This is a genomic window from Streptantibioticus parmotrematis (assembly GCF_019890615.1).
Taxonomy (GTDB): Bacteria; Actinomycetota; Actinomycetes; order Streptomycetales; family Streptomycetaceae; genus Streptantibioticus_D; species Streptantibioticus_D parmotrematis.
This window is the reverse complement of the sequence record NZ_JAINVZ010000014.1, coordinates 22,533-47,118: the sequence shown is the minus strand read 5'-3', so window position 1 is coordinate 47,118 and position 24,586 is coordinate 22,533. Positions and strand designations below refer to the sequence as shown.

Sequence of the window (24,586 nt, the reverse complement as noted above, 5' to 3'; positions counted from 1 at the left end):
TCTCCATCCGGCGGACGAGCCCCCGTCCTGTGCCCCTCAGTGGCACAGGACGGGGGCTCGTCCCGTACGCGTAGACTGGACGGCTGTTGTCCCTGCTGACCTGGAGCCCCGGTCGACGTGAACCACCGCACCCGCACGACGCCTCGTACCAGCCGTACGAAGGACCAGGACGCCCCGGGGGCGGCCGCCTCGCTGGTCGGTGAGCGCTACGAGGTCGAGGTCGGCCCGGTCGCGCACGGCGGGCACTGCATCGCCCGGCACGAGGGGCGGGTGCTGTTCGTCCGGCACGCGCTGCCGGGTGAGCGGGTGATCGCGCAGGTCACCGAGGGCGACGAGGAGTCGCGGTTCCTGCGGGCCGACGCGGTCGAGGTGATCGAGGCGTCGAACGACCGCGTGGAGGCGCCCTGCCCGTACGCGGGCCCCGGCGCGTGCGGCGGTTGCGACTGGCAGCACGCGGCGCCCGGTGCGCAGCGCAGGCTCAAGGTCGCCGTGATCACCGAGCAGTTGGAGCGCCTGGCGGGCCTGACGCCGCAGGAGGCGGGCTGGGACGGCACGGTGATGCCGGCGCCGGGCGACAAGGTGGAACGCGGCAAGGTCCCCGCGTGGCGCACGCGGGTGCAGTATGCGATCGACGGCGAGGGTTTCGCGGGGCTGCGCAAGCACCGCTCGCACGAGGTGCAGGTCATCGACCGCTGCCTGATCGCCGCGCCGGAGGTGGCGGAGCTGGGCGTGGAGCGGCGGCACTGGCCGGACATGGAGTCGGTGGAGGCGATCGCGGCGACGGGCTCGTCCGACCGCCAGGTGGTCATCACGCCCAAGCCGGACGGTCGGCTGCCGCTGGTCGAGCTGGACAAGCCGGTCTCCGTCCTGCGGGTGGACGACCAGGGCGGCGTGCACCGGGTGCACGGGCGCGGTTTCGTACGGGAACGGGCGGCAGGCCGCACCTGGCGGGTCGGCGCGGGCGGCTTCTGGCAGGTGCATCCGCAGGCGGCGGACCTGCTGGTCCGCGCGGTGCTCGACGGACTCGCGCCACGGCGCGGCGAGACGGCGCTCGACCTGTACTGCGGTGTGGGCCTGTTCGCGGGCGCGCTGGCGGAACGGGTGGGGGAGCGCGGGGCGGTCCTCGGCATCGAGTCGGGCAAGCGCGCGGCGGAGGACGCGCGGCACAACCTCGCCGACCTCGACCGGGTGAGGATCGAACACGGCAAGGTGGAACAGGTGCTGCCCCGCACGGGCATCACGGAGGCCGACCTCGTCGTCCTCGACCCGCCCCGCTCCGGAGCGGGCCGCGCCACGGTCAGCCACCTGGCGTCCCTGACCCCGAGGCGCATCGCGTACGTAGCCTGCGACCCGGCCGCCCTGGCCCGAGACCTGAAGTACTTCGAGTCCGAGGGCTACGCCCCGGTGTCGTTGAGGGCGTTCGACTTGTTTCCTATGACGCATCATGTGGAGTGCGTGGCGGTGCTGGAGCCGGTGAACAAGGACGTCTGATCTGCCATTTTGCAGTTCCCCTGAGCTTGTTCGACCTGCTTTCGGGACTTGGGCGGCTCCACTGTGTGGAGTGCGTTGCGTTACTCGATCTGATCTGAGGAGCGGTGCCGGCGCAACGCCTCGGTATCACAGTCTTGTGCTTGTGCTGTCTGCTACTGCCTGTGGCTTCGGGATCCCCGCCTCCTGCAGTGCGGCAAGAGGGCGAGCCGGGCCCGCACCGCTTCCGCGGATTCCAGACGCGGCTATGGCGTTCCCGTGCTGTTGGGCAGCGGTGTTGTAGTTGGTTGACGGTGCCGAGGGTTGCTGAAGTAGCCACCGGTATGGCTGATCACGAATGATTCCGGCCAGCGACAGGTCAGTGACTGGCCATAGCCGTCGAGTGCACCGTTCGACAGCGGCAGACTCACGTACAGTCTTCGGACCTGTGGGGCGATGTTGGGGGAGCGGTGTACATGACCGGGGCGGGGCGGCCTTATCCCGTCGAGGAGCTTCTGACGGCGGTGCGCGCCGAAATCCTCGCCGAACTCCGGAACGACGCCGAGGGCGCCATGAAGGTCGCTCTTTCTAAGGGGCGGCTTCTCTCGCAATCTGAGGGGACACGCGAGTATCTCTTCGAGTGCCGCACCTGGCACGACAGCCTGGACGGTGTTTCGGTTCTTGCCCGGCCGTCACGTTCCCGGAAGGCGTGGGACCCGGCTGAGGCGACTCGCGCTCCGGACGGGACCGTCAGGCTCGTGACGAAGGCCGATTTCGGGGCGGCGCCCGCGAACGTTCAGATCCGCAAGGACGACTCCGCGAACTGGGCAGCGCTGGCCGAGCGCCTGGACACGGCCGGCGGTCAGGACAGCCCCGTTGACGCGGACCACGCGGGCTGGCTGATCGGCCGGGGGACCCCGCGCACCGGCCGTGCTGAGAACCCGGGGCAGTGGGTGGCGAACTGGGCGGGGCTCCAGCTGAACCCACGTCAGCGCGACGCCGTCGCACAGGCCCTCGCCAGTGAGGTGCTGTTCCTGTGGGGACCGCCCGGCACCGGGAAGACGGACGTCGTCGGTCACATCGTCGAGGGCAGTTTCCGCCAAGGACTCAAGATCCTCTTTCTTGCCCCCACGAACGTCGCGGTGGACCAGGCTCTTGAGCGGATGTGCTCCCTGCTGGAGCACGAGGAGGGTTTCGCCGAGGGGATCGTCCAGCGGGCAGGGACCATCTTCCTGCCATCCCTGCTCAGCCGCTACGGAGACCAGGTCGACCCGGCCCGAATTGCCGCCCTGCTCGTGGAGAACATCGACCGAAAGATCGGCACGGCGACCGACCAGCTCAAGGGCGCGAGAGAGGCGCTGGCCCTGCACGACAGGATCCGGGGCCTGGAGTCGGACCTGGCCATCGGCACAGAGGAGATGGCTGAGGCCGACCAGGACCACGCCGCGGCGGCGAGGATGGTCGCGGCCGCGGACACCCTGGCCGCGCAGCTGCGGCGGAAGATGGAGAAAGTGGGGCCACCGACCGGATTCCTCGCGGAGCGCAGAACGGCGAAACTGAGTGACCTCTGGTCCGCCTTGGCGCACGAGGAGGACGAGGCGAAGCGGGCCAGGGCGGACGTGGCGCGCGCGGCCCGGCGCCGCATGGCGGGTGAGAAGCAGGCGGCCGAGGCCCGTCGAGCCCTCCCCGCAGCCTATGCCGCCGTCGTAGGGATCCCGCCCAGACAGATTGTCGCCGAGTCCGCTGCCTCACTTCAGGAGAGACTTAACGAACTCGGACGGAAACGCAAGCAGATCCAGGACGAGGTTCGCTCCCACTGCCGGGTGCTCGGAGCGACCGTGGCCAAGGCGGTCCAGTCGAGGAAACTGCTTGACGAAGTCGACGTCGTGGTGATTGATGAGGCCGGGATGGTCAACCTGCCGTCGGCCTGGTTCGCTGCGGGTCTCGCCCGCAAGCGGGTGGTCGTGGCGGGTGACTTCCGACAGTTGCCCGCCGTAACCAAGGGCGACGGTGACCGGGAGGCGAGCGAGGAGGAGCGCACCCACTCCCGCAAATGGACCGCGCGGGACGCATTCCACTCCGCCGGACTGGTCGATCCTTCCGGTCGGGTGCGCCAGGATCCTCGCCTGGTGGCGCTCGACACCCAGTACCGAATGCGGGAGCCGATCTGCGCGGTGGTCAACGAAGTGGCGTATCCGGACGCGCCGCTCAGGACCGGGCGCGGGAACACCAGCCGCCTGCCGTTCGCCCCGCTCATCGACTCCCCGGTGATCCTCATCGACACGTCCGGCCGCCGAATCCCCGGTGGCGGCCGCAAGCCTCACATGACGAACGCCGTCCACGCCGCGGTCATCCACGAGCTGGTCCGAGGACTCCAGTACGAGGGGGTCCTGCCCGGACGCAAGTGGCAGGAGGTCCCCGAGGGGGAACGGGCGACCGACCGGCTCGCTGTCATCTCCCCGTACCGAGAGCAGGTCAAAGTCCTCAAGAACAGCCTGGCCCACCGGTTCGGGGAGGACTACGACGGCCTGGTCGACACCGTCCACCGGTTCCAGGGCAGCCAGCGTCCCGTCGTGCTCCTCGACACTGTCGCAGGCGCCGGCAAGGATCCCGGCTTCTTCTACAGCGGAACGGGATTGTCCTCGCAGACCTGCCGCCTCCTGAACGTCGCTCTCAGCCGGGCCCAGGATCACCTGGTCGTCGTGGCAGACGTTGCCTTCCTGCGTAAGCATCTGGCCCCGCACAGCGAGGCACTGGCGATGGTCGACCATTTGGAGGCGCACGCGCAGACCATCTCCGCCGACCAGCTGATCCCGATCCGCGACGCGGACCAGCTGGCCAGGCTGTCGGAGGAGGAACTGGCACGACCGGCATTCTTCGAGCACAGCGAGGTCTTGGAGGCGGTGGCATGGGATGTGGAGCGAGCACAGCGCAGCATCGAGCTGTACTCGGCGTTCATGGACGCACCTCCCGTCCGCCGGTGGGCCCGGATGCTCGGTGCGAAGGCGGCTGAGGGGCTCCAGATCACGGTCTTCACTCGCCCGTCGGAGGAGCAACAGGAACCCTCCCGCGTGGCGCGGCACCGGGAGCTGGTCGGGCAGCTGGAGGCCGTCGGCTGCCGGGTCGAGTGCCGCGATCGTATGCACGAGAAGGTTCTCATTCTGGACGGTACGGTCCTGTGGCACGGCTCGAAGAACCTGCTCGCGAACATCGGGCCGACGGACCTGATGATGCGTTACACCGACCCTGCCTCCTGCGACCGTGTACGGCGGCTGATGGAACGCACCCGCATGGAACGCCCGGCACGAGGACTGTGGCGTCCCGCCAGAGAGGCCGCTCCAGGGTCCGAGATGCCTGCCCAGCGAGCCGAGGCGCAGGACGATAAGGTGTACCCGGGCCTGGTACGGGACGGCCGTCTGTACCTCGACGTCCCGTACGAGCAGAGGAACGAGGCCAAGCGCCTGCTCAGGGCCCAGTGGGACAAGGAGGCCCGGCACTGGTGGGTCGACGCGGACCGGATCACCCGGGAACAGGCGGCGCGCTGGCTGCCGTAGGGGCAGCTCATCGCGAGCGGCGAGGCACGTCCGCCGCCAGACGTTTTCGGCCGCACCCTCAGGCCGGCCGGGCTGACCCAGGAACGACTCGGCAGCTGGATCAACTGTGTCGGAGCGCCAGTGGGAGAGGCTGCACTTCCGGCGGCTGGGCTTGCCGGTGCGAATGCGTATGGGGGTGATCGCAAATCTGATGAATGTGCCCTGTTTGGTCTGGCGGTGGGGGCGTACAGAGGGTGAGGGTGCCGTACCCGCCTGGGAAAGCAGCTATCAAGAGTCCGCCCAACTACGTGCAGTGCTCAAGCGGCTGTCCGGTGCAACGGTCAGCCCTTTGTGACTGTCGAGATCGACGGTGGGGTCTGTCAGCCGGTCCTGAGGCGCTAGGCCAGGCGGAACTGCTTGACGCTCAAAGGGGTTTCGGGCAGGTGGATGTGTCCTTAATTACCACCTAAAATGGGGTTTTGCGGACCGTTCCCGATGGCACCGTGTGTTGAGTGTGTTGCTGTTCTAGAGTCAGTAGTGAAGGGTAGCTGACCTGCCCTTCTACCGTTTCCGACGAACCTGCCCGACGCGCTTTCGAGGCTGGGACGGGTACAACGTGTGGAGACTTCGTTTCGCTCCCTCATCTGCTCAGCGCAGCGGCGTTGGTGGGTCTGCCGCACGAACGGGTGCCCTGTCAGACCCTGACATGCGCCATGTACGGAGGGTTGTGGATCACTCTGAACTTCCGGACCCATCACCGTTAGGCGCGCTCCAGTTCGCACGGGTGTGTGCCCTAGACACCTGAAAGTCAACCTAGTTGGGGTCCCGCTGCCGTGTACCCCCTGGCGGCTAAGTAGAATTTGGGACCTTCGATGCGGCGCGCGTGTCCGCGTGGCAGAAACCTGGTGCCATTCCATGCTCTGACTGGTTCCGTTGGCCAGTCACCTTCGGACGTCAGGAATTCTGGGCTGTGCCTCCCCACTCTGTATCGCGACGCGAATTACACGCTCCGGCACCTGATCGAGGACATCGAGGGCGGCCGTATCGGACTCCCCGATATTCAATGCCCGTTCGTCTGGTCTGCGGCGAAGACGCGCGACCTCTTCGACTCGATGTATCGGGGCTACCCGATCGGCACCCTGATGTTCTGGGAGACCGATGCCGAGGTGGGGGTGCGGCGGATCGGAACGGAAGCATGGCGGGCGTGTGGGACGCCGCCCCGCCCGAACGATGGCGGGTCGCCCGCTTCTTGGCCGCCGGCCGGGCGATGCGGCGCGTCAACGTACATCTCACGGACGACCACCTCGCCGAGGCGCGCTCGCTGATCGACCCGGTCGTCGCCGGTGCCGACTACGCCGACAAGGTGCTCGCCGCCGCTAACGCCTCGGTCGCGCTTCCGTCCGATCGTCTTGTCGCTCTGTGGCAGCGGATCACGGTGGCACGCGAGTGGCGCGGCGATGCCCATCTCGTCGTACTCGCTGACAACGGCCTCGGGCCGTACGACTGCCTCGTCCCGCACACTGCGACCGGCCGTCTCCCGACAGCGCTCGCGCGAGCGACCCAGCAGTGGGACGACGAGGAGTGGGAGGAGTGGAACGCGGCGACGGCCCCCTCGTCGGGCGCGGTTGGCTCGACTCCGACGCTGTGATCACCGACGCGGGGAGCGCTGCACGCGAGCGCATCGAAAGGGAGACGGACGAGCACTGCGCCGCGCTGTGGCCGCCGATCGGCACTGCCGCGCCCGTCGCCTCGACTCGCTCATCGCGTCGATATCCAACGCGTTCACCGCAGCGGGGACGCTCAAGCCGTGCACGAACAGCCTGATCCCGCGTAACGGACAGCCTGATCCCACGTCAACGTTTCGCCACGCGGCGACATCAGAAAGACGGGGCCCAATCAGGCCACCGTGGTCCGCGGCATCTCACCTTCCATGACCGCGCTGCCAGCCACCGGCAGCGCAGTCATGGAAGGCCCAGGGAATGCCCGTGATCGGCCTGGGCCGGTACGGCTCAGTTCAAGTGCGGTCGGTGTGCAGGGGTGCGTCGGCGGTGACGGGCACCGCCGTGTTCTCCCCAGTACAAGACGACGGCGGAAGCGGCTGCGAAGCCGAGCACCGCACCGACCAGCGCACCGAACACGCCTTCTGACGCCGCACCCAGAACGGCACCCGCCAGGATTCCGGAGAACGACCACAAGAAGAAAAGCGTGCGAATCCTCTTGTCCACGGAGAATCACTTCCTTTCGCTTCGTCGTCTCCCCTGGGACGGGCCCGGAAAACCAACGAGGTGTCACGTTCTGCGTCGTCCCCTCAACGCGCCCCTTAAACCTCTGAGTTGCGCATGTCGCCCGACGGCGGGGTGAGTTCATGTCCGCTTCGTCATCAGTGTCAGCCGGATGGCCGAACATGCCCCCCGCCGCCATGGGCAGCAGATGCTCATCCCTTCGGGAGGAAAGCGAGGTGACCACCTGGCCAACCATGTGAACTCGGGGAAATCACTGGTCACACGGCAGGAGTCGGGCATGTCTCCGGCGTCGCGACGGCGGAGGCGCGGCCGTTACCGCTGCCGACGCGTGACCGAGGGTGTGGGGTCCTGCCAGGGCGGGACCCCACACCCGTGACCGGTGGGCCACGAAGCCCCGGCGTCTCTCGCCACCGGTCACACCGCCGCCGGCACCTTCTCCTCGTGGTCCTGCTCCCGCACGGTGTAGTGCCAGAAGGGCCGTACGCACGAAGCGGTCACCAGGACGAGGACGAGACACAGCGTCGCGCTGCCCGTCCAGGCCAGGCCGAGGCCCGTGGTGGCGGCCATCGCCCCGGCGCGCAGGTCGCCGAGCCGCGGGCCACCCGCCACGACCACGGTGAACACACCTTGCATACGTCCGCGCATCTCGTCGGGGGCGTAGGTCTGGAGGATCGTCTGCCGATAGACCGCGCTGACCAGATCCGCCGCACCCGCCAGCGCCAGCAGCGCCACGGCCGTCGCCAGATCGCGGGTCAGCCCCGCCAGGGCGATGGCGGCAGCCCAGCAGGCCACCGCGCAGGTGAGCGCGACACCCTGACGCCGCACCCTGCCGATCCATCCGCTGAACAGCCCGGCCACCACCGAGCCGATGGCGATGGACGAGTACAGCAGGCCGATCCCGCCGTGGAAACGCAGCGCGACCGCCTGGGGGAAGAGGGCGCGCGGCATCGCCAGCACCATGGCGGCGATGTCCACCGCGAAGGACATCATCACCACCGGGCTGGTCCTGATGAAGCGCAGACCGTCGAGCACCGAGCGCATCCCGCCCCGCCAGGAGGCGTCCTGCCCGGCGGCCGTGAGGGAGGGCAGTCGGAAGGTCGAGTAGAGCGACAAGGTGAACAGCAGGGCGTCGGCCCCGTAGGCGTACGCGAAGCCGTGCGGCAGGCCGACGAGGGCGCCGGCGATCAGCGGCCCGAGCACTTCGCCCAGGTTGCCCGCCGTGAAGTTGAGCGTGTTGGCGGCGGCGACCAGTTCCGCCGGGACGATGCCGGGGATGATGGCGCCGCGCGCCGAGGAGGCCACCGCGAACGACGCCGCCTGGACGGCCACCAGGGCGAGGATGAGCCCTTCGGATCGGACGTCCAGGAGCGTCTGGCCGAGCAGGGCCAGCGTCGTCACCCAGGTCACCAGCGACGACCACAGGTAGAGCAGTCGCCGGTCCACCCGGTCGGCGACAGCCCCGCCGTACAGGCCGAAGGCGATGATCGGCAGGAAACCGGCCATCCCCGTCAGGCCCACGTACAGCGACGAATGGGACAGCGAGTACATCTGGACCGGGACGGCGACGCCGGTCAGCATCGTTCCGATGTACGAGCTTCCCTGCCCGGCCAGAAGGCGCCGGTAGGCCGGTATCCGCAGCGGTCGGGTGTCGAGGGCGATCCGCCGCAGGGCCGCCGGGCGTTTTCGTGCTGCGTTCATGAGAAGCACGCTGTCACGCGTCGACACGCTCGCGCTTCCGATAATCTGCCTTATTGTGTCGGAGAACAGCCATCCGCTCGTGTCGGAGAACAGCCACCCGTTCCGCGCGATCGCCAGCAGCCACGCCCACGAGGCCGGCGCGGTGATCTCCGGCCACCGTCACGAGTACCACCAGCTCGTCTACGTCAGCACCGGGGTCATCGCGGTCAGGACCGGGCAGGGATCCTGGGTCGCCTCCAGCGCCCGCGCCATCTGGATTCCCGCGAACACCTGGCACGAGCACCGCGTGTACGGGCTCTCCTCCGTCCACACCCTGGGCTTCCCGGCCGACGGCGCCCCGCTGCCGGTCGACTCGCCCACCGTCGTCGCCGTCGACACGTTGCTGCGCGAACTCCTCATCGCGGGCAGCGATCCCGCGCTGCCCGCGTCCGAGGCGCGGCGCATCCATGCCGTTCTGAACGACCGGCTGCGCCGCGCCCACGCCCAGCCCCTGACCCTGCCGGCGCCCCACGATCCCCGGCTCGCCCAGGCGTGTCAGGTGGTGACCGACGACCTGAGCCGACCACGGACCGTGACATGGCTGGCGCGCCGCGTGGGAGTGGGGGAACGCACGCTGGCGCGGCTGTTCCGGGCCGAGTTCGGCATGACCTACCCCCAGTGGCGGACCAACACGAGGGTGTTCCACGCGATGGTCCTGCTGGCCGAGGGCGCGACCGTCACGGAGGCGGCGCAGCGCTGCGGCTGGGTCACCACCAGCGCCTTCATCGACACGTTCGCCCGCACCATGGGCCGGACGCCCGGCGAGTACCGGGCCGAGGCGCGCGGGCACGGCAGGCGACCCGCGGGTTGAACGGCCGTGCCGTCACGTGCTTCGGGGTCACGTACCCCGGGTGGTGCCCGCCGAGGTGCGTGCCCGGCGAGCGGTCGACGCTCCCCTGATGCCCTGATGCCCTGATGCCCTGATGCCCGTTTGCCGCTCCGGCGACGGGAAAAGCTCCCCGCAGAGCCGGAAAGCGGGTTCTGACAACGACAACGCACCTCGTGGAGTGCGCGGCGACCCTCGAACCGGCGGGGGAGCGGGGCCGACCCCCGCGCCCCTCGTCGGAGCGGGCGGCGGCGACCACGGCGGAGCGGCCCGCCCCGGCGTCCGCCCGGGTACGAGAGACTTCCGGGCGGGTCTCGTCCCAATCGGTCAGCCGGGGCGGGAACTGACGCGACCCCGCACGATGTCTAGCTCGGTGCCGGGGTAGGGAAACGATCATAGGGCGGGCATCACCGTGAGCAGGATGAGCAAGGGCATTGGCGTGGCTGCGCTGGTAGGGGCCATGGCGTTGGGCATGAGCGGCTGCGGGGGCAACTCGTCCGACTCAAAGTCCGGCGCGGCGGGCGCCTCGACCACGGCGAAGGCGAGCGGCAGCGCGAGCCCGTCGTCGACGCCCCAGCGACCGCAGATGCTGCTCAACACCATCGAGCCGCAGAACGGTACGACGGTGGGGGTGGCGATGCCGATCTCCGTCACCTTCAGCAAGCCGGTGGCCGCCTCGGCGCGCGCGGACATCGAGAAGCACCTGAAGCTCACCACGTCGACCCCGGTCACCGGCGCGTGGCACTGGTTCGACTCCACGCGGGTGGACTTCCGGCCCAAGGCGTACTGGCCGGCCGGGACGAAGGTCACCCTCAACGCCCAGCTCACCGGGGTGGGGGACGGGAACGGGCGCTACGGGGTCCACTCCTACGTGCACTCGTTCACCATCGGGAAGGACGACGAGGTGCACGTGTACGCGGACCAGCACCTGATGAAGGTGTCCGAGAACGGCACCGTGGTGAAGACCTTCCCGATCGACGCCGGCAGCCCGCAGTACCCCTCGTGGAACGGGACGATGGCGGTGATCGGCAAGGCCCGCGAGGTGCTCATGGATTCGTGCAGCGTCCACATAGCGTGCAGCAAGAGCGACCCGAACTACTACCACGGGGACTACCCGTTCGCCGTGCAGCTGACGACCTCCGGTACGTACGTGCACTACTCCGACGGCGACCCCGAACCGGGCCACGGCACCGGCTCGCACGGCTGCGTCCACCTGTCGAAGCCCAACGCGGAGTGGTTCTTCGACTTCGCCAATGAGGGCGACCCGGTCACCATCTCGGGCTCCACGAGTTCCGCCGCCAAGCCGAACAACGGCTACGCCGACTACGACGTGACGAACTGGAGCGACTGGATCGCCCCGAGCAGCAGCGGCACCGGCCAGTTCACCACCACGGCCTCCTGAGACCTGAGTGTCCAGGGAGGCCTGAGGCTTTCGCCGCCCCGGCGGACACCCATGTCAGGTGTCCGCCGGGGCGGGACGGGGCGGGAGAGGAACGAGCCCTGGGTTTCCGGCTATTCGCCGCCCCCGCCTCCGCCGCCCTCACCGCTTCCGCCCCCGCCACCTTCGCCGCTCCCGCCCTCTTCGCCGGAGCCGCCTCCGCCGTTCTCGTGGTCCGTTCCACCGCCGTGGGCACCGCCGGAGACGGAGACCCCGCCGCCCGGGTCACTCGACCGTCCCGAGCCGCTGTCCAGCGAGAAGACGAGGACCAGCACGGCCACCACCGCGAAGAACACGATTCCGTAGACACGACGATTCGACACCGGATCTCTCCCCCTTGACGATCGGCCCCGGCGAAGCGACGATCGGCCCCGGCGAAGCGGCGTACTCCCGGAGCACGGCGGGCCCGGCCGGGCTCCGGCGGACAATTCTGGGTGCGACCGTTCCGGATATGACCGTTCCGGGGCGACAAGGTTCCAGGTACGGCAAAGCCAGGTACGGCAAAGTGGGGCGGCCCGGATCGGGCCGCCCCACCTCTTTCCCCATCTCCCCGCCCAGGGAGGTCTGTTACGGACGCAACGCGTCCTTGCCCTTCTCCTTCGCGGCGCGGGCGTCGCCCTTGGTCTGCTCGGCCTCGCCCTCGGCCCGCATGCTCTCGTTGCCGACCGTCTTGCCCACGGTCTTCTTGACCGCTCCGGTCGCCTGCTCGGCCTTCGCCTTGGCCTTCTGCTCGGCACTCATCCCGCGCCTCCTTGGGGGCTCGTCTGTGCTGTCGGGAAGCCTCACCGGATCAACTCCCTTCAAACCCGGGGAATCGGAGGAATGATCTTATGGACGCCGGGCACTGGCCGTGGTGGAGGTGGATGAAAATGGGTCCCTTGCTTGTCGTTCTGTTGCTTGCCCTGATTCTCTTCGGTGCGGGTTTCGCGTTGAAGGTGCTGTGGTGGGTCGCGGTGGTGGTGTTGGTGCTCTGGCTGCTGGGCTTCCTGGTCCGCAGTGGCGAAGGCGCCGGCCGCAGCCGCTGGTACCGATGGTGATCTGAGATCAGGTCCCTGGACCGGCCGGGAGCGTCACCCGAATCGTGGGTGGCGCTCCCGGCCGGTCATCGCGGCGTTCCGGCGCCCTGGCGTTCCGGTGTTTCGGCGGCTCCGGCAGCCCCGCGTTCCGCGGTGGGTGAATTAACGGTGCCGAGGGCCGGGTAGGGGAATCCCTGGCGGGGCGGGCCGAATCCCCGCGGGGACTCGCACCTCCAATGCCCGCCCCGCCGCCCCGCTTTCCGGGGTTGACGTTCGCGAATTCCGGTGTGCCGCCAGGCGTCGTATACCCGTCAATGGGCATGATGGTGCATCAGGTTTTTTCGCTGGGAGGCCATGGTGGACCGGTACGTTCTGCGTAGGTTCTCGCGTTCAGGTCGGTACGGCGCCCGGGCCGAGTCCGTCGACTGCGAGCGAGTACTCGCCCAACTGGCCGCCGGACGGCCCTTCGCCGAGGTCCTGGAGGACGAGGACGCGGCGATCCAGGTGCTGCGTGTGCGCGAGGTGATCGAGGCGCTGCCGTGGGTCGACGCGATCCACGCCACGCAGGTGATGCGGGAGTTCGGCATCGCGGAGCGCCGCAGGGTGGGCGGGCTGACGCGGCAGCAGCGCCACCGCCTGGGGCAGCTGCTGTCGCCGGCCGCGACGGCCTGACGCACGGCCGCAGTTCCGAAGCGTGGCCGATGCGCGGCCTGGCGTGTGGCCGATGCGCGGCCTGCCGCGTGGCCGACCTGCCGCCCGATCCGTGGCCGCGAGGCGCGCGAGCGTCCACCGCCAGGTTTGTCCGGGTTCCGTAACGGCGTCGGGCGAAGCGGAACCCGCGGGGGCCGTCAGCCCGTGTGAGTGATCAGTGAGGCGCACGGGGCGCCTTCGCGAAGGGGCGGGACCCACGAGGTGGGATCTCCGCGGGGAGGACAGTCCATGACCAGGACGAAGAAGACCGGGCTGAGGACGCGCGGCGGCCGGGCGGCCGTGATCGGCGCGCTGGGCCTGGCGTCGCTGACGCTGGCCGCCGCGCCCGCGTTCGCCAAGGGCGGTGCGGACATCACGGCGCCGCACACGGCGCACGTCGGCAAGACCATCACGATCACGGCCCAGGGCGACGACGACAGCGCCGGCTTCCTGCACCAGCTGTGCCTGGAGGAGAACGGCTTCGGCGAGGGATGGCACCAGGAGAACTGCAGCGCCGCGGTCAAGGGTGACGCGCACGTCACCGCGCACGGCACGTCCGCGCGCCGCGGCAACCTGGAGTTCCGCGCGGTGCTGTACGGCCTGCGTAACGCGCACGACCAGCACCCCGTGCACCTGCACACCTCCAACGTGGTGACGGTCCGCGTCAGCTGAACCGTCGGCGCGGCCGTGGACGGCCCGCAGGATCACCGTCCACGGCCGCGGCCCCCGGAACCGCCTTCCGGGCCGCGCACGCGCCCGCCCCCTCAAGCCGCCACCGCCGCCGCCTCCGCCCGCGCCCCGTGCGGCAGCCTCCGTACCGCCGGGACCAGCAGCGGCAGCGTCGTCAGCAGCGCGTAGAGCAGGCCCGCCGTCGTCGCGACCGCGTACGGGCCGAAGGCCTTCGTCAGCGGGCCCATCGACAACTGGCCCACCGGGATCGCCACGTACGACAGCAGGTCGTCGTAGGCCGCGACCCGCGACAGCACGCCCGGCGCGATGTGTTCCTGGAGGCTGGTGTCCCAGGCGGTCACCATCACCGACGTTCCCATGCCCGCCACGAGCGCGGCGCCCACCAGCCACGGCACCGCGACCCTGGTGCCGAGCGCCAGTAGGGGCAACCCGCCCAGCAGGCACGAGAGCTGGCCGACGAGCAGGAAGCGCCGCACCGCCAGCCGGTACAGCAGGCCGCTGGTCAGCAGCATGCCCGCGCCGCGCACGCTGAGCACCAGCCCCCACGTCGCCGCCGATCCCATGCGGGTGGTGAGCTGCGGACCGAGGATCTGCCAGGTGCCGGTGCTCACCAGGTTCACGCCGCAGAACGCGAGCGTCACCGGCCACACCCACGGCGTACCGCGGAACGTGTTCCAGCCCTCCCGCAGTTCGTGTACGAGGTGGTAGCGCCCCGGCGCCGCGCTCCCGCCGTGGGACGTGACGGGCAGCCGCGTCAGGCATACCGCCGCCAGCAGGAAGCTCACCGCGTCCAGCGCGATCGCCGTACCGCCGCCCGCCGCGACCACCAGCACACCGGAGACGCTGGGACCGAGCACCTTCGTGCCGTTCTTCACCGAGCCGAGCAGGGCGTTGGCGCGCCGCAGCCGGTCCCTGGGGACCAGCTCGGGCAGCAGGCCGCGCAGCGCGGGCGAGGTGAACGCGCCCAGCAGCCCGTTAAGGAAGCTCAGCGCGGCCACGGGACCCAGCGCGTACCGTCCGGACAGCAGCAGCGCGGCCACCGCCCCCTGGGTGAGCGCGGAGCCCAGGTTGGCGGTCACCAGGACGAGGCGCCGGGGCAGCCGGTCGGCGACCGCGCCGCCGATCAGCATGAAGCCCAGCAACGGCAACGTGCGCGCGGCCAGCACCACGCCCAGGTCGCCGGCCCGTCCGGACGCGCCGAGCACGGCGAACGCCAGCGCCACCGGCGCCATCGAACTGCCCAGCAGCGAGACGGTCTGCGCGGTGAAGAACCAGCGGAAGCCGGAAGGGGAGGGGGGAGGGGTCGGTGGGAGCACCCGCCAGAGTCTCGCCACGACCCGCGGCCCCACGCCAACGTTTCGCCGCTCGCCGAAACTCCGCGCTCGCCGCAAGCCCGAGTCCGCCGCTCCCCGGAACTCCGCGCCCGCCACCCGCCACCCGCCACCCGCCGCTCGCCGAGAGCCGCGGAAGCCGCGAAGGCCGCCGTACGCCCGCCGGTGCGGTAGAACCGCCAGGTGGTCCTCCTGCGCCTCGACTCCCTCGCCCTGTCCCGCTCCCGTTTCGCGCTCTCCCCGCTCGCCGAGACGATGGGCGCCGTCATCACGCTCACACGGCCGTCCGCCGACCCCTGGCTGACCCCCTGGCGCGACCGCCACCGCCCCGCCTTCCGCGCCGTGCTGGACGCGGACCCCTTCGCCGCCGGGCTGGTCGGCCTCGTCGGCGCGACGAAGTACGTGCCCGGACACATCACGTTGCCGCCCACCGGAGGCATGCGCACCCGGATCGAGGACGAGCTGGCGCGGATGGCCGCGGTATCCGACGAGGTGATCGGGCAGGACATGCGCCGTGCGGTGGAGGCGAGTTGGGAGCCGCGGGAACGGCACGACCTGGCCCGCTGGTTCACCGGCCGGAACTGGGGTGCGCGGACAGCGGAGTTGTTCCGGCACGTGTGGGACGCGTACGTGGCCGAGGACTGGCCGCGCCGCCGTGCCGCGCTCGAACGCGACGTGACGTACCGCGCGGGCCTGCTCGCCGCGTACGGGTGGCCGAGGGCGCTGGACCGGATGAGCCGGCACAGCGCGTGGGTCGGCGCGGACGCGATCCGCTTCAGCAGCCGACCGGGGCACGACCGGGTGGTCGGACCGGACGGCATGCTCTTCGTGCCGTACACCAGCTCGCGCGGCGGAACGTGGCTGTGCTCGGCGCCGGGGGAGCCGTACGCGCTGGTGTACCCGGCGCGGGGCACGGGGGAGGCGGCCGTGACGCCCGAACCCGGAGTCCGGGAAAGGGCGTTGGCCCGGCTCCTCGGAGCGGGCCGGGCGGCGATCCTGCGCAGCCTGGAGCGCCCGGCCACGAGCAGTGAACTCGCCGCGGAACTCGGTGTCTCCCTCGGCACGGTCGGCGGCCACCTCGCGGTGCTGAGGGACGCGGACCTGGTGGCCGGCACCCGCGTGGGCCGCCGCGTCGTGTACCGCCGCACGGAGACGGGGGAGGCGCTGGCACGGGGGACGGCTCCGTCGGGAGGCGGAGGCGCCGTGCCCCCGCCTCCCGATCGCTAGGCCCTCACCCCACGCCCACCGGCTCGGGCGGAGAAGGGAGTTGAGGCGGCAGCGAGGGCACCGCGTGGTGGCGGCTGATGTTCCGCTCCAGCAACGCCTGCGACTCCGCGACGCCCACGCTGCGGGCGGTGTGTTCCGGCAACCTGCCGTCCGCGTGCTTGAGCCGGGTCAGCGCGTCGTCGATCGCCGAGTGCGCGGCGAACAGGCACGGGGTGCTGTAGATCGCCACGTCGACGCCGAGGTCGGCCAGTTCGGTGAGCGAGAGCCGGGGGGATTTGCCGCCCGCGATCTGGTTGAACAGCAGCGGCTTGTCGCCGATCGCGTCGCGGACCTTGCGGATCCACTCCACGCTGCGCACACCGTCGACCAGGACGACGTCCGCGTCGGTGGCGGCCAGGGCCTGCGCACGGCGCAGGATCTCCGCCTCCTCCGTCGCGTCGGTGCGGGCGACGACGACCAGGTCGCGCCGGGCGTCGAGCACCATGCCCAGCTTCTCCAGGTACTGGTCGAGCGGCAGCACCCGCTTGCCGTCCACGTGGCCGCAGCGCCGGGGCCGCGCCTGGTCCTCCAGGATCACCCCGGAGGCGCCGGCGGCCTCCAGGTGCTGGACGACGTGGCACGCGGTCTCCGGGTCGACGTAGCCGTCGTCGATGTCGACCAGCAGGTGCTGGCGCGGGAACGCGAGCCGCAGCCGCTGCACGAAGTGCACGATGTCGGGCCAGGCGATGAAGCCGATGTCGGGGAGCCCGTAGTGGGAGGCGGCGAAGCCGAACCCGGAGATGAACATCCCGTCGTAGTGCTGGGCCGCGAGGGACGCGGAGAACATGTCGAAGACGCCGATCAGGGGCGTCGTGCCGGGTTCGCCTATCGCGTGCCGTAGCCGGTCGGGGTGGTTCACGCTTATCCTCCAGATGCTGGTCGTGGGTCCGTCGTCCGCTTGCCTGCCAGCGCCGGACGACGGTGAGGTGATGACACGTCACGACTGGACCCCGAGGGCGGCGCCGCACGGCGCGCGCCCTCGGATCTTTTACACCCAACTACCTTCAGGCCGCTACCGAGTGCTAATCTCGGTGACAGCAAGTGACAGAATACCCAAGGGGAAGTCAAAGGACAATCAGTCGCTGGTCAAATCGCCAGCGTGCGACGGGTTCACGCCGTTCCGTCAACTCCCGCCGCCAGGTCGCCGTTACGGGTGGGCGGCGGCGTCCTGTCCTCTCCGATACGGCATCAAACGGGGCATAGTCCCCGCTCCGGGTCGTCCTGTTCACGCCCTCGCCGGGCGACGTCCTCGCACGCCAGAACGGGCCCATGCCGTCAACCAGTTGCTGACGCCCCGCGTGCCCGCGAACGCGGCGAGGGAGGCACCGCGACCGGTGCCTCCCTCGCCTCCCGCTCGTGACGGTTGGTTCACCCCAGATGGAACTGCTCGCCCGAGGACCCGTCACAGTCCGCGATCTGGAGCCTCGTGCCGTTGGCCGTCGCGTTGCCGGTGGCGTCCAGGCAGCGGCCCGACTGGGGGTTGTAGAGAGTGCCGTCGGAGTGCTGGACCCACTTCTGGCCGCCGACGCCGTTGCAGTCCCACAACTCGACCTGCGTGCCGCCCGCCGTGCCGTCACCGTCGATGTCCAGGCAGCGGCCGATCGTGCTCAGCGAGTCGTCCGCGTTGTGCGTCCAGTACTGGTCCTCGGCGTACGACTGGCAGTTCCACAGGTCGACGGCCGCGCCGTCGGTGCCGGTGTCGTCGCCGATGACGTCCACGCACTGGCCGCCGGGACCGGTGATGGGCTTGTTCGCGCCGTTGGGCACGTTGGTCTCGCCGTTGTAGCCGACCGAGACGATGTTGGCCTGCACCGCGTTCTCCGTGGCGTCGGACGGATAGCCGGAGACCATCACGCCCTCGAAGAACGTGCCCATGTTCCAGTTGCTGTTGTCGCCGCCGGTGCCCAGGATGATGCCGCCCTCCTGGTGCATCGGCATGTAGCCCCCGCGGGTCGGCAACGAGCCGTTCCACCAGGTCGACAACCCGCCCGACGCCGCGTCACCCCCCTTGATCGCGTACGTCGTCTGCCCGTTGTCCTTCACCATGGCCGTGACGTAAGGGGTGTTGTTGCCCTTGTTGGCGGTGTTGGAGCCGTTGTCGCCCTGGAACATGCCGTTCTCCATGTCCGCCTCGACCCACGGGCCCGAGCCGGTGCACGGCGAGAAGTAGCACGTCGTCGCGATCGACACCGCGTCCATGTGGCCGTTGCCGGTGTCCGCCGGCGTGGACTCGGCGTTGCCGTAGTCGAAGCAGCACGCCGAACCCACGTGCGTGCCGCTCGCCACCATGTACGCGCCTTCCGGCTGCCCGTTCACCGCGACACCGGCCGCCACGCCCGTGTACCGGTACCCGACGCCCGGCGAGATCCACACGCCGTACGCCTTGTGCCCGCCCACCGTCACCGCGATCTCACTCGCGTCCGCGCCCCGGTCCGCGCCCATGCCGGAGGTGCCGGACGGGCCCGGGGTGAGGTCGTTGTGGTGGGAGGTCTGGTCGTAGATCCTCGTGATGCGGCACGTGGTGTTCGCGCAGAACGAGTCCTGCGCGGCCGCGTTCGCGTAACCGCCCGGCGACAGCAGCCCGATGTTCGTGCTGCTGCCGTCGGAGGCCCGCGTGACTTGGTACAACGGCCCGTCGTACGAGGCGAACAACGCGCGCACCGTACTGTGCGCCGCCGCGCACGGCGTGCCACCGGAGGCGTAGAGGTCGCACGGCAACGATGTCGTGGCGCGGGAGACTCCCGGCAGGGCGATCAGGGCGGCGATCACGAGTGCGAGGGTCGCCAGACCGGACAGCAACACCTTCCGGTACGGCGGCGACGTACGGATACGGGACGCCGCCCCGGCCGCGCCCGGCGCCACGGCTGACGCGGTGAAGAAGTTCTTACGGCTCATGCTGTGCTCCTGTGGGGGCAGGAGGGACCCCAAGTCGGTGATGTGACGGGGGACTTGACGCGTGGGGGGATCGCACTTCGCTTCGAGTGCCCAGGACGCTACGCGCCCTGGTGGAACGCGTCAACATTTGTGCTGTTTGTTGCCGATGGCGCTTCATTCGTGGCGTGAAATTGTTGGTTCGTGTTGGGTGGTGACGTACCTTCCGCCGACGGGCGCGGCCCGTGGTCACTGCGGCCGTGCCGCCGCCCCCGCGTGTTCGCCTCCGCCACCCGCGCGCTCAGCACCTCCCCCTGCGTCGCCTCCCGCACCGACTCCGGCCGCGCGTCCCACTCCAACCCGCCACCCAACGGCCTCAGTTGAACGTACGGACCCTCACACGCCATCACCACCCCCACCCGCTCCCGCGCCGCGTCCCACGCCACCGTACCCACCGCGATCACGCCCGCACCCCCTTCGCGATGACCTCCGCCAGCGCCCGCGCCACCGGCGCCGCACACACCCCCAAGTGCACCAACGCGTACCGCGCGCGGTCCTCCTCCACCGACGACGGCGTCCGCACCCCCAACGCCGGCAACGAGATCCCCGCCCCCCGCAACGCCTCCGCCAGCGCCTCCTTCGCCTCGACCGCCTCCCTGATCCGCGCCCGTGCGACCCCCGCGCGGGCCCCCGCCCTCCGTGCGCCCGCCCCGTCCGCCCTCTGCTCCACCATGCGCCCCGCGCTCCCTTCCTCGACCCGCTCTGTTCGATGGCCCCGCACGCCCCACGTGGATTACCGTGCGTAGTCCGGGTGTCACCAGGATGTGGCCGAACAAGGTCTTTCCACGCCACGGCGGGCTCTGGTTCTCCGCCGCTCCGGGGTGGTTCCACACCTTCCACAACGGCCCTCCGCCCCACGACGGACGGGAGCGCACCGCCATGCCCCAACGACGCATCATCACCGGCCGCAGCCAGGAACCACGGCAGCGCTTCGCGGAGGAACTGCGCTTACTGCGCACCCAACGCGGCGACACCCTCCGCAAACTCGGCGAACGCCTCGGCTGGGACTGGTCGTTGTTCGGCAAGATGGAGAAGGGGGAGACGCTGGGCGGCCCCGAGGTCGTCCAGGCGCTCGATCATTACTACGGGACGCCGGGGTTGCTGCTGGCGCTGTGGGAACTGGCGGCGGGGGACCACACGCAGTTCCGCGAGCGGTATCGGCGGTACATGGCGCTGGAAGCGGAGGCGGTGAGCCTGTGGCACTTCGCCGTGAGTGTCTTGCCCGGCTTGCTTCAGACGCCGGGGTACGCGCGGGAGGTTCTGGAAGCAGGTGGGTTGAGGGGGAAGGAGCTGACCCAGCAGGTCGAGGCGCGAATGAGCCGACGTGAGCTGCTGCTGGGTGATGACGCGCCCACCTTCAGGACGATTCTGGCCGAGGCTGTTCTGCGCACGCCGTTGCAGGATGCGGCTGAATGGCAGGTCCAGCTCGAATACCTCCTGGAAATGTCGGACCGGCAGGATCTCACCATTCATGTGCTGCCGCAGGACGCTGGCTTGCACGGTCTGATGGGCGCCGACATGTGGTACCTGCTGCTGCCGGATGGCCGTACTGTGGCCTACACCGAGAACGGCTACCGAGGCGAACTCATCGAGGAAACTTCGCCAGTTCTGCGCCTGCAGCAGGCGTACGATGCGGTGCGTGACCTGGCGCTTTCGCCCGCTAGGACGCGGAAGTTCATCCTGCAGATGTTGGAGGAAGTACCGTGCGAACCATCGACCTGAACGCGGCCACCTGGCGTAAGAGCAGCTACAGCAACCAGGACGGCGGCGCGTGCGTCGAGGTGTCCGACGAGTTCGTTGGCGTCGTTCCTGTCCGCGACAGCAAGGACCCGCACGGCCCCGCCCTCATCTTCCCTTCCACCGCCTGGTCTGCCTTCGTCGCGGCCGTCAAGGATGGGCAATTCAGCGCATGACGTGGCGTAAGAGCAGCTACAGCAACTCTGACGGTGGCGAGTGCGTGGAGGTCCGCGACGACCTGGCCGATCTCGTTCCCGTACGGGACAGCAAGGACCCGCACGGGCCCGCGCTGCTCTTCCCTTCCGCCTCGTGGCGTTCGTTCGTGAGCGCGGTGAAGAGTGGCCAACTCCCTTCCGGGGTCGGCGGTTGAGGCTGTCCCGTGTGGGCCCGGGGTGCGAAGTGTCACGTCTGCGCCGCTTCGCGGCTTGAGGGGGCGGAAGGGCGGGGGGCTAACGCGCTGCGCGCTGCGCTGAGGGCCGTCCGCTGCGCGACCGGCAGGTAGTCCTGAAAAACGTTTGTCACCCCGTTGCCGGTGGCAAGCTTTTTTGGCACGCCTGGTTGACGAAAACCCTTGTCGCTGACAACGGGGTGACAATCAATCCGCAGACCAAGAACCTTGTGACCCCGGACGGGCGCGACGCGAACGGCCGTCGAGCACAGCAGGGATCCCCAGGGTCCCCCCTGTCGCTTCGTGGCGTTCGTTCGTGGTCCTGTGGAGGCAGTCAACTCCCGTATGTCTTCAAGGTCGCCGGTTGGGGTTGCGGAGTGTTACGTCTGCGCCGCTGCGCGGCTTGAGGGGCAGGAGGGCGGGGGGCTAGGCGCTGCGCGCTGCGCTGAAGGCCGTCCGCTGCGCGACCGGCAGGGCAGTCTGGGAAACGCTTGTCACCCCGTTGCCGGTGGCAAGCTTTTTCGGCATGCCTGGTTGACAAAAACCCTTGTCGCTGACAACGGGGTGACAATCAATCCGCAGACCAGGAACCCTGGACCCCGGTCAGGCTGAGCCGGGCGCGAAGCGATCGGCCGTCGAGCGGGGCGCGCAGCGCTGGAGCCCTCCCCTCCTGCCCCTCAAGCTGCGAAGCAGCGCAGACGTGACACTTCGTACCTGTCTCGTCCACGGTGCTCACTTGTCCCCGGTCAGGTCGGGGCCGGGCGCGAAGCGATCGGTTGTCGTGCGGGGCGCGCAGCGCTGGAGCCCCTCCCCTCCTGCCCCTCAAGCCGCGAAGCGGCGCAGACGTAACACTCCGCACCCCACGCAGCGACGAGGGACCCCCAACCAACCAGCCCGACCACGACGACCTCGTACCACGCCGTCATCCCGACCGCTGATCCAGCCCGCCAGCCCGCCAGCCCGCCAGCCAACCAACTAACCAACCGACCGACCGACCGTCCAACCAGCCAGCCCTCATCCGCCGCCCCCAGAAACCAAGTTGATGGGAGGGCCGGGCACGCCGACCTCCGCCGCCCCACCCGGCCGAAGGGCCCGAGAGGGCCGACCTCACGCTCCGGCGTAGACGTGGCTGGCGAATTCCGCGATCTGCGCGTCCGTGAGGTTCTTGGCCAGGTTGGCCTCCGTGATCACGCCGACCAGCTGGTGGCCGCCCTTGACGTCGATCACCGGGAGCCGCTTGATCCGGTGCTGCTCCATCGTGTGGAGGGCCTCGCCCGCGTCCGCGTCGGCGTCGATCCACTGGAGATCGCCCTGCAAGGAGCCCGCCTGCACCGCCGCCGGGTCGATGCCCTCCGCGCAGCACCTGATGACGATGTCGCGGTCGGTGATCATGCCGGTCAGCTTGTTGTCGTCGCCGCAGATGGGCAGTGCGCCGACCTTGAGATCACGCATCATCCGCGCCGCGTCCTGCAACGACTGGTGAGCGCCGACGCATTGCACGCCGCCGGTCATGATGTCCCGGGCTCGCAGACTGCCGGCCATGATGATTCCTTCCGTGATACGCGGCCCGCGGCTTCGGAGCGCTGCCGCGTGATGTCCAGATGATTCGCACGGTGGCTCTTCTTCGATGACACCACGACGAGGGCGGCCTCGCCTCCGGGGCCGGACGAGGCCGCCGACGCCGGGGTGGTTTCGTATGCAACGAGCGGACGTTGGCTCCGCACCGGCGCGTGAACGGGACCAACGGCCGTGTCCACGAAGGTCGTGCGGCGGTCGGCCGTTTTCGGGGGCCCGCGGCCCGTTCAGGCCGGACAACCCCCCTGTGCATACGGGGGAGAGCCCCATGGGCCGGGGCCGGAGGGTGCGGAAACACTGTGAGGTGCCAGGGGCGGCAAGCAAGCACACAGCCCGTCCGACGTGCGACACCGCGCCCGTCTGTGGTTCCCCGCGCCCGGTCGAGGTGCGGAATCCGGAGAACCGAGGGGGAGATTCCCATGTGTCGACGCAGGATCGCCGGGTGCGCCGCCGTGGTGGCGCTCGCGGTGGGCACGGGTGGCGTCGCGCCCGCCGCGTTCGCGGCCGGAGGAGGCCCGTCGAGCGTCACCGCGAAGGCGACCGTGCCGTACGGCGGCGTGAGCGGGATCCTGCGGCGGCTGACCACCGTTGACGGGGCGCCGGGAGCGCTGGCCGAGGTCAGCGACGGGCACGGCGGGACGACGGTGCTGACCAGTGGCGTGGCGGATGTCGCCACCGGTGCGCCGATGGCGGACGGCAGCAGGTTCCGGATCGGCAGCATGACGAAGATGTACGTCGCCACGGTGGTGCTTCAGCTCGTCGCCGAGCACACGGTCGTACTCGACGCGCCGATCGAGCGGTACCTGCCCGGTGTGGTGCGGGGCAACGGGAACGACGGGCGCGACATCACGGTGCGGCAACTGCTCCAGCACACCAGTGGCCTGCCCGACTACCTGGACTACCTCAGCCTTCAGACGGTCCTGTCCCAACCGCTGGCGCACTACAGCCCGCTCGACCTCGTGAAACTCGCGCTGGCGCATCCTCCCGTGTTCGCGCCCGGGACCGGGTGGAGCTACTCGAACACCGACTACGTGCTCGCCGGACTGCTCATCGAGGCCGTGACCGGGCACCCGTACGGCGAGGAGATCGACCGGCGCGTCATCGAGCCGCTCGGTCTGCACGACACCTCCGTGCCCGTGGACGCGTCCGCCATCCCCGGCCCGCACCCGCACGGGTACGCGGAGCCGACGGCTTCCGACCGGATCGACGTGAGCGAGTTCAACCCGTCGGTCGCCTACGCCTCCGGAGCCATGATCTCCAGCGGTGCGGACATGAACCGGTTCCTCGGCGCGCTCCTGCGGGGAAGGCTGCTGCCGCCCGCCGAGCTACGGGCGATGGAGACCACGGTCCCGACCGGGGACGCCTCCGGGAGCGCGTACGGGCTGGGCCTGGAGAGCGACCCGCTGCCGTGCGGCGGCCGGTTCTGGGGGCACGACGGCGGCATCCCGGGCTTCGAGACGATGACCGGCGTGACGCCGGACGGGCGGCAGGCGACCGTGATGGTCAACCTCGACCCCGGCGGAACCGCCGCGCAGGACACCGACGTTCGGACCGCCGTGACCACGGCCCTGTGCGAGCACACCTCTCCGGCGCGCCACTGACGCGGCCGCAGTCCTGCGCGCGTCACCGCCGGTTGCCAGCCGGCCCCCCAACGAGCCGTGCCAGGGCCGCCGCCGGGACCCCGCGGGACCGGGTGGTCGTCCCCGTTCGGCGGTCGT

21 protein-coding genes and 3 pseudogenes are annotated in these 24,586 nt (G+C 70.0%); 14 read left to right on the top strand and 10 right to left on the bottom strand.

Annotation, left to right across the window (positions count from 1 at the left end):
- Positions 1–192 precede the first annotated feature (192 nt).
- From K7472_RS19975 to K7472_RS19965, 4 genes and pseudogenes are all read left to right on the top strand, one after another.
- Positions 193–1,491 (top strand): class I SAM-dependent RNA methyltransferase, encoded by a 1,299-nt coding sequence (locus K7472_RS19975; RefSeq protein ID WP_252395932.1) that lies wholly within the window; start codon positions 193–195, stop codon positions 1,489–1,491.
- A 734-nt stretch (positions 1,492–2,225) separates the two neighbouring features.
- Entirely contained in the window at positions 2,226–5,021 is a 2,796-nt protein-coding gene (locus K7472_RS19970; RefSeq protein WP_222979866.1) for an AAA domain-containing protein, read from the top strand.
- Between the two features lie 851 nt (positions 5,022–5,872).
- Positions 5,873–6,151, top strand: a pseudogene (locus K7472_RS33740) (DUF262 domain-containing protein); the annotation flags it as partial.
- 41 nt (positions 6,152–6,192) lie between these two features.
- Positions 6,193–6,799, top strand: a pseudogene (locus tag K7472_RS19965) (SCO6745 family protein); the annotation flags it as partial.
- A gap of 210 nt (positions 6,800–7,009) precedes the next feature.
- On the opposite strand, the gene K7472_RS19960 reads toward K7472_RS19965, so the two are convergent.
- Positions 7,010–7,225 (bottom strand): hypothetical protein, encoded by a 216-nt coding sequence (locus tag K7472_RS19960; RefSeq protein WP_222979865.1) that lies wholly within the window; start codon positions 7,223–7,225, stop codon positions 7,010–7,012.
- Between the two features lie 432 nt (positions 7,226–7,657).
- Entirely contained in the window at positions 7,658–8,941 is a 1,284-nt protein-coding gene (locus K7472_RS19955) for an MFS transporter (RefSeq protein ID WP_222979864.1), read from the bottom strand.
- Positions 8,942–9,020: 79 nt separating this feature from the next.
- On the opposite strand from K7472_RS19955, the gene K7472_RS19950 reads away from it, so the two are divergent.
- Together K7472_RS19950 and K7472_RS19945 are read left to right on the top strand one after the other, a co-directional pair.
- Positions 9,021–9,791, top strand: a complete 771-nt coding sequence (locus K7472_RS19950; RefSeq protein WP_308013996.1) for a helix-turn-helix transcriptional regulator — start codon at positions 9,021–9,023, stop codon at positions 9,789–9,791.
- Between the two features lie 436 nt (positions 9,792–10,227).
- Entirely contained in the window at positions 10,228–11,208 is a 981-nt protein-coding gene (locus K7472_RS19945; RefSeq protein ID WP_222979862.1) for a L,D-transpeptidase, read from the top strand.
- Positions 11,209–11,318: 110 nt separating this feature from the next.
- Here the strand turns inward: K7472_RS19945 and K7472_RS19940 are convergent, their stop codons facing one another.
- Together K7472_RS19940 and K7472_RS19935 are read right to left on the bottom strand one after the other, a co-directional pair.
- On the bottom strand, positions 11,319–11,567 hold the full coding sequence (locus K7472_RS19940) for a hypothetical protein (protein ID WP_222979861.1): 249 nt from the start codon (positions 11,565–11,567) through the stop codon (positions 11,319–11,321).
- Positions 11,568–11,811: 244 nt separating this feature from the next.
- On the bottom strand, positions 11,812–11,985 hold the full coding sequence (locus K7472_RS19935) for a CsbD family protein (protein WP_222979860.1): 174 nt from the start codon (positions 11,983–11,985) through the stop codon (positions 11,812–11,814).
- A gap of 128 nt (positions 11,986–12,113) precedes the next feature.
- Here K7472_RS19935 and K7472_RS19930 point away from each other — a divergent pair, with 128 nt between their 5' ends.
- The 3 genes from K7472_RS19930 (at position 12,114) to K7472_RS19920 (ending at position 13,622) form a co-directional block, all read left to right on the top strand.
- Entirely contained in the window at positions 12,114–12,281 is a 168-nt protein-coding gene (locus tag K7472_RS19930) for a hydrophobic protein (protein ID WP_222979968.1), read from the top strand.
- A 336-nt stretch (positions 12,282–12,617) separates the two neighbouring features.
- Entirely contained in the window at positions 12,618–12,932 is a 315-nt protein-coding gene (locus K7472_RS19925) for a hypothetical protein (protein WP_222979859.1), read from the top strand.
- A gap of 267 nt (positions 12,933–13,199) precedes the next feature.
- Positions 13,200–13,622 (top strand): hypothetical protein, encoded by a 423-nt coding sequence (locus K7472_RS19920; protein WP_222979858.1) that lies wholly within the window; start codon positions 13,200–13,202, stop codon positions 13,620–13,622.
- A gap of 92 nt (positions 13,623–13,714) precedes the next feature.
- Here the strand turns inward: K7472_RS19920 and K7472_RS19915 are convergent, their stop codons facing one another.
- Positions 13,715–14,956, bottom strand: coding sequence for an MFS transporter (locus K7472_RS19915; RefSeq protein WP_222979857.1), 1,242 nt, complete (start codon positions 14,954–14,956; stop codon positions 13,715–13,717).
- A 198-nt stretch (positions 14,957–15,154) separates the two neighbouring features.
- On the opposite strand from K7472_RS19915, the gene K7472_RS19910 reads away from it, so the two are divergent.
- Positions 15,155–16,198 carry a helix-turn-helix domain-containing protein gene (locus K7472_RS19910; protein ID WP_308013995.1) on the top strand — a complete coding sequence of 348 codons (1,044 nt, stop codon included), beginning with the start codon at positions 15,155–15,157 and terminating at the stop codon, positions 16,196–16,198.
- A gap of 4 nt (positions 16,199–16,202) precedes the next feature.
- Here K7472_RS19910 and K7472_RS19905 read toward each other — a convergent pair whose 3' ends face one another.
- The 4 genes and pseudogenes from K7472_RS19905 to K7472_RS19895 form a co-directional block, all read right to left on the bottom strand.
- On the bottom strand, positions 16,203–17,096 hold the full coding sequence (locus K7472_RS19905) for an isocitrate lyase/PEP mutase family protein (protein ID WP_222979856.1): 894 nt from the start codon (positions 17,094–17,096) through the stop codon (positions 16,203–16,205).
- Positions 17,097–17,605: 509 nt separating this feature from the next.
- Positions 17,606–19,132, bottom strand: a complete 1,527-nt coding sequence (locus K7472_RS19900; RefSeq protein ID WP_222979855.1) for an arabinofuranosidase catalytic domain-containing protein — start codon at positions 19,130–19,132, stop codon at positions 17,606–17,608.
- Between the two features lie 242 nt (positions 19,133–19,374).
- A pseudogene (locus K7472_RS33730) lies at positions 19,375–19,572 on the bottom strand (hypothetical protein); the annotation flags it as partial.
- The gene (locus K7472_RS19895; protein ID WP_222979854.1) at positions 19,569–19,841 is read right to left on the bottom strand and encodes a hypothetical protein; all 273 of its coding nucleotides are present in this window, start codon (positions 19,839–19,841) and stop codon (positions 19,569–19,571) included. The gene K7472_RS19895 and the pseudogene K7472_RS33730, both read right to left, overlap by 4 nt.
- A 206-nt stretch (positions 19,842–20,047) precedes the next feature.
- Between K7472_RS19895 and K7472_RS19890 the strand changes: the two genes are divergently transcribed.
- Genes K7472_RS19890 through K7472_RS19880 form a run of 3 tightly spaced genes read left to right on the top strand, consistent with a single transcriptional unit; the run spans position 20,048 to position 21,275 of the window.
- Positions 20,048–20,890 (top strand): helix-turn-helix domain-containing protein, encoded by an 843-nt coding sequence (locus K7472_RS19890; RefSeq protein WP_222979853.1) that lies wholly within the window; start codon positions 20,048–20,050, stop codon positions 20,888–20,890.
- Positions 20,872–21,081, top strand: coding sequence for a DUF397 domain-containing protein (locus K7472_RS19885; RefSeq protein WP_222979852.1), 210 nt, complete (start codon positions 20,872–20,874; stop codon positions 21,079–21,081). The genes K7472_RS19890 and K7472_RS19885 overlap by 19 nt, the downstream gene beginning before the upstream one ends.
- Entirely contained in the window at positions 21,078–21,275 is a 198-nt protein-coding gene (locus tag K7472_RS19880; RefSeq protein ID WP_222979851.1) for a DUF397 domain-containing protein, read from the top strand. Before K7472_RS19885 ends, K7472_RS19880 begins: the two co-directional genes overlap by 4 nt.
- 1,125 nt (positions 21,276–22,400) lie before the next feature.
- Here K7472_RS19880 and K7472_RS19875 read toward each other — a convergent pair.
- The gene (locus K7472_RS19875) at positions 22,401–22,835 is read right to left on the bottom strand and encodes a CBS domain-containing protein (protein WP_222979850.1); all 435 of its coding nucleotides are present in this window, start codon (positions 22,833–22,835) and stop codon (positions 22,401–22,403) included.
- 452 nt (positions 22,836–23,287) lie between these two features.
- Between K7472_RS19875 and K7472_RS19870 the strand changes: the two genes are divergently transcribed.
- Positions 23,288–24,469: a serine hydrolase domain-containing protein gene (locus K7472_RS19870; protein ID WP_252395921.1), complete on the top strand. Its 1,182-nt coding sequence runs from the start codon at positions 23,288–23,290 to the stop codon at positions 24,467–24,469.
- Positions 24,470–24,586 lie beyond the last annotated feature (117 nt).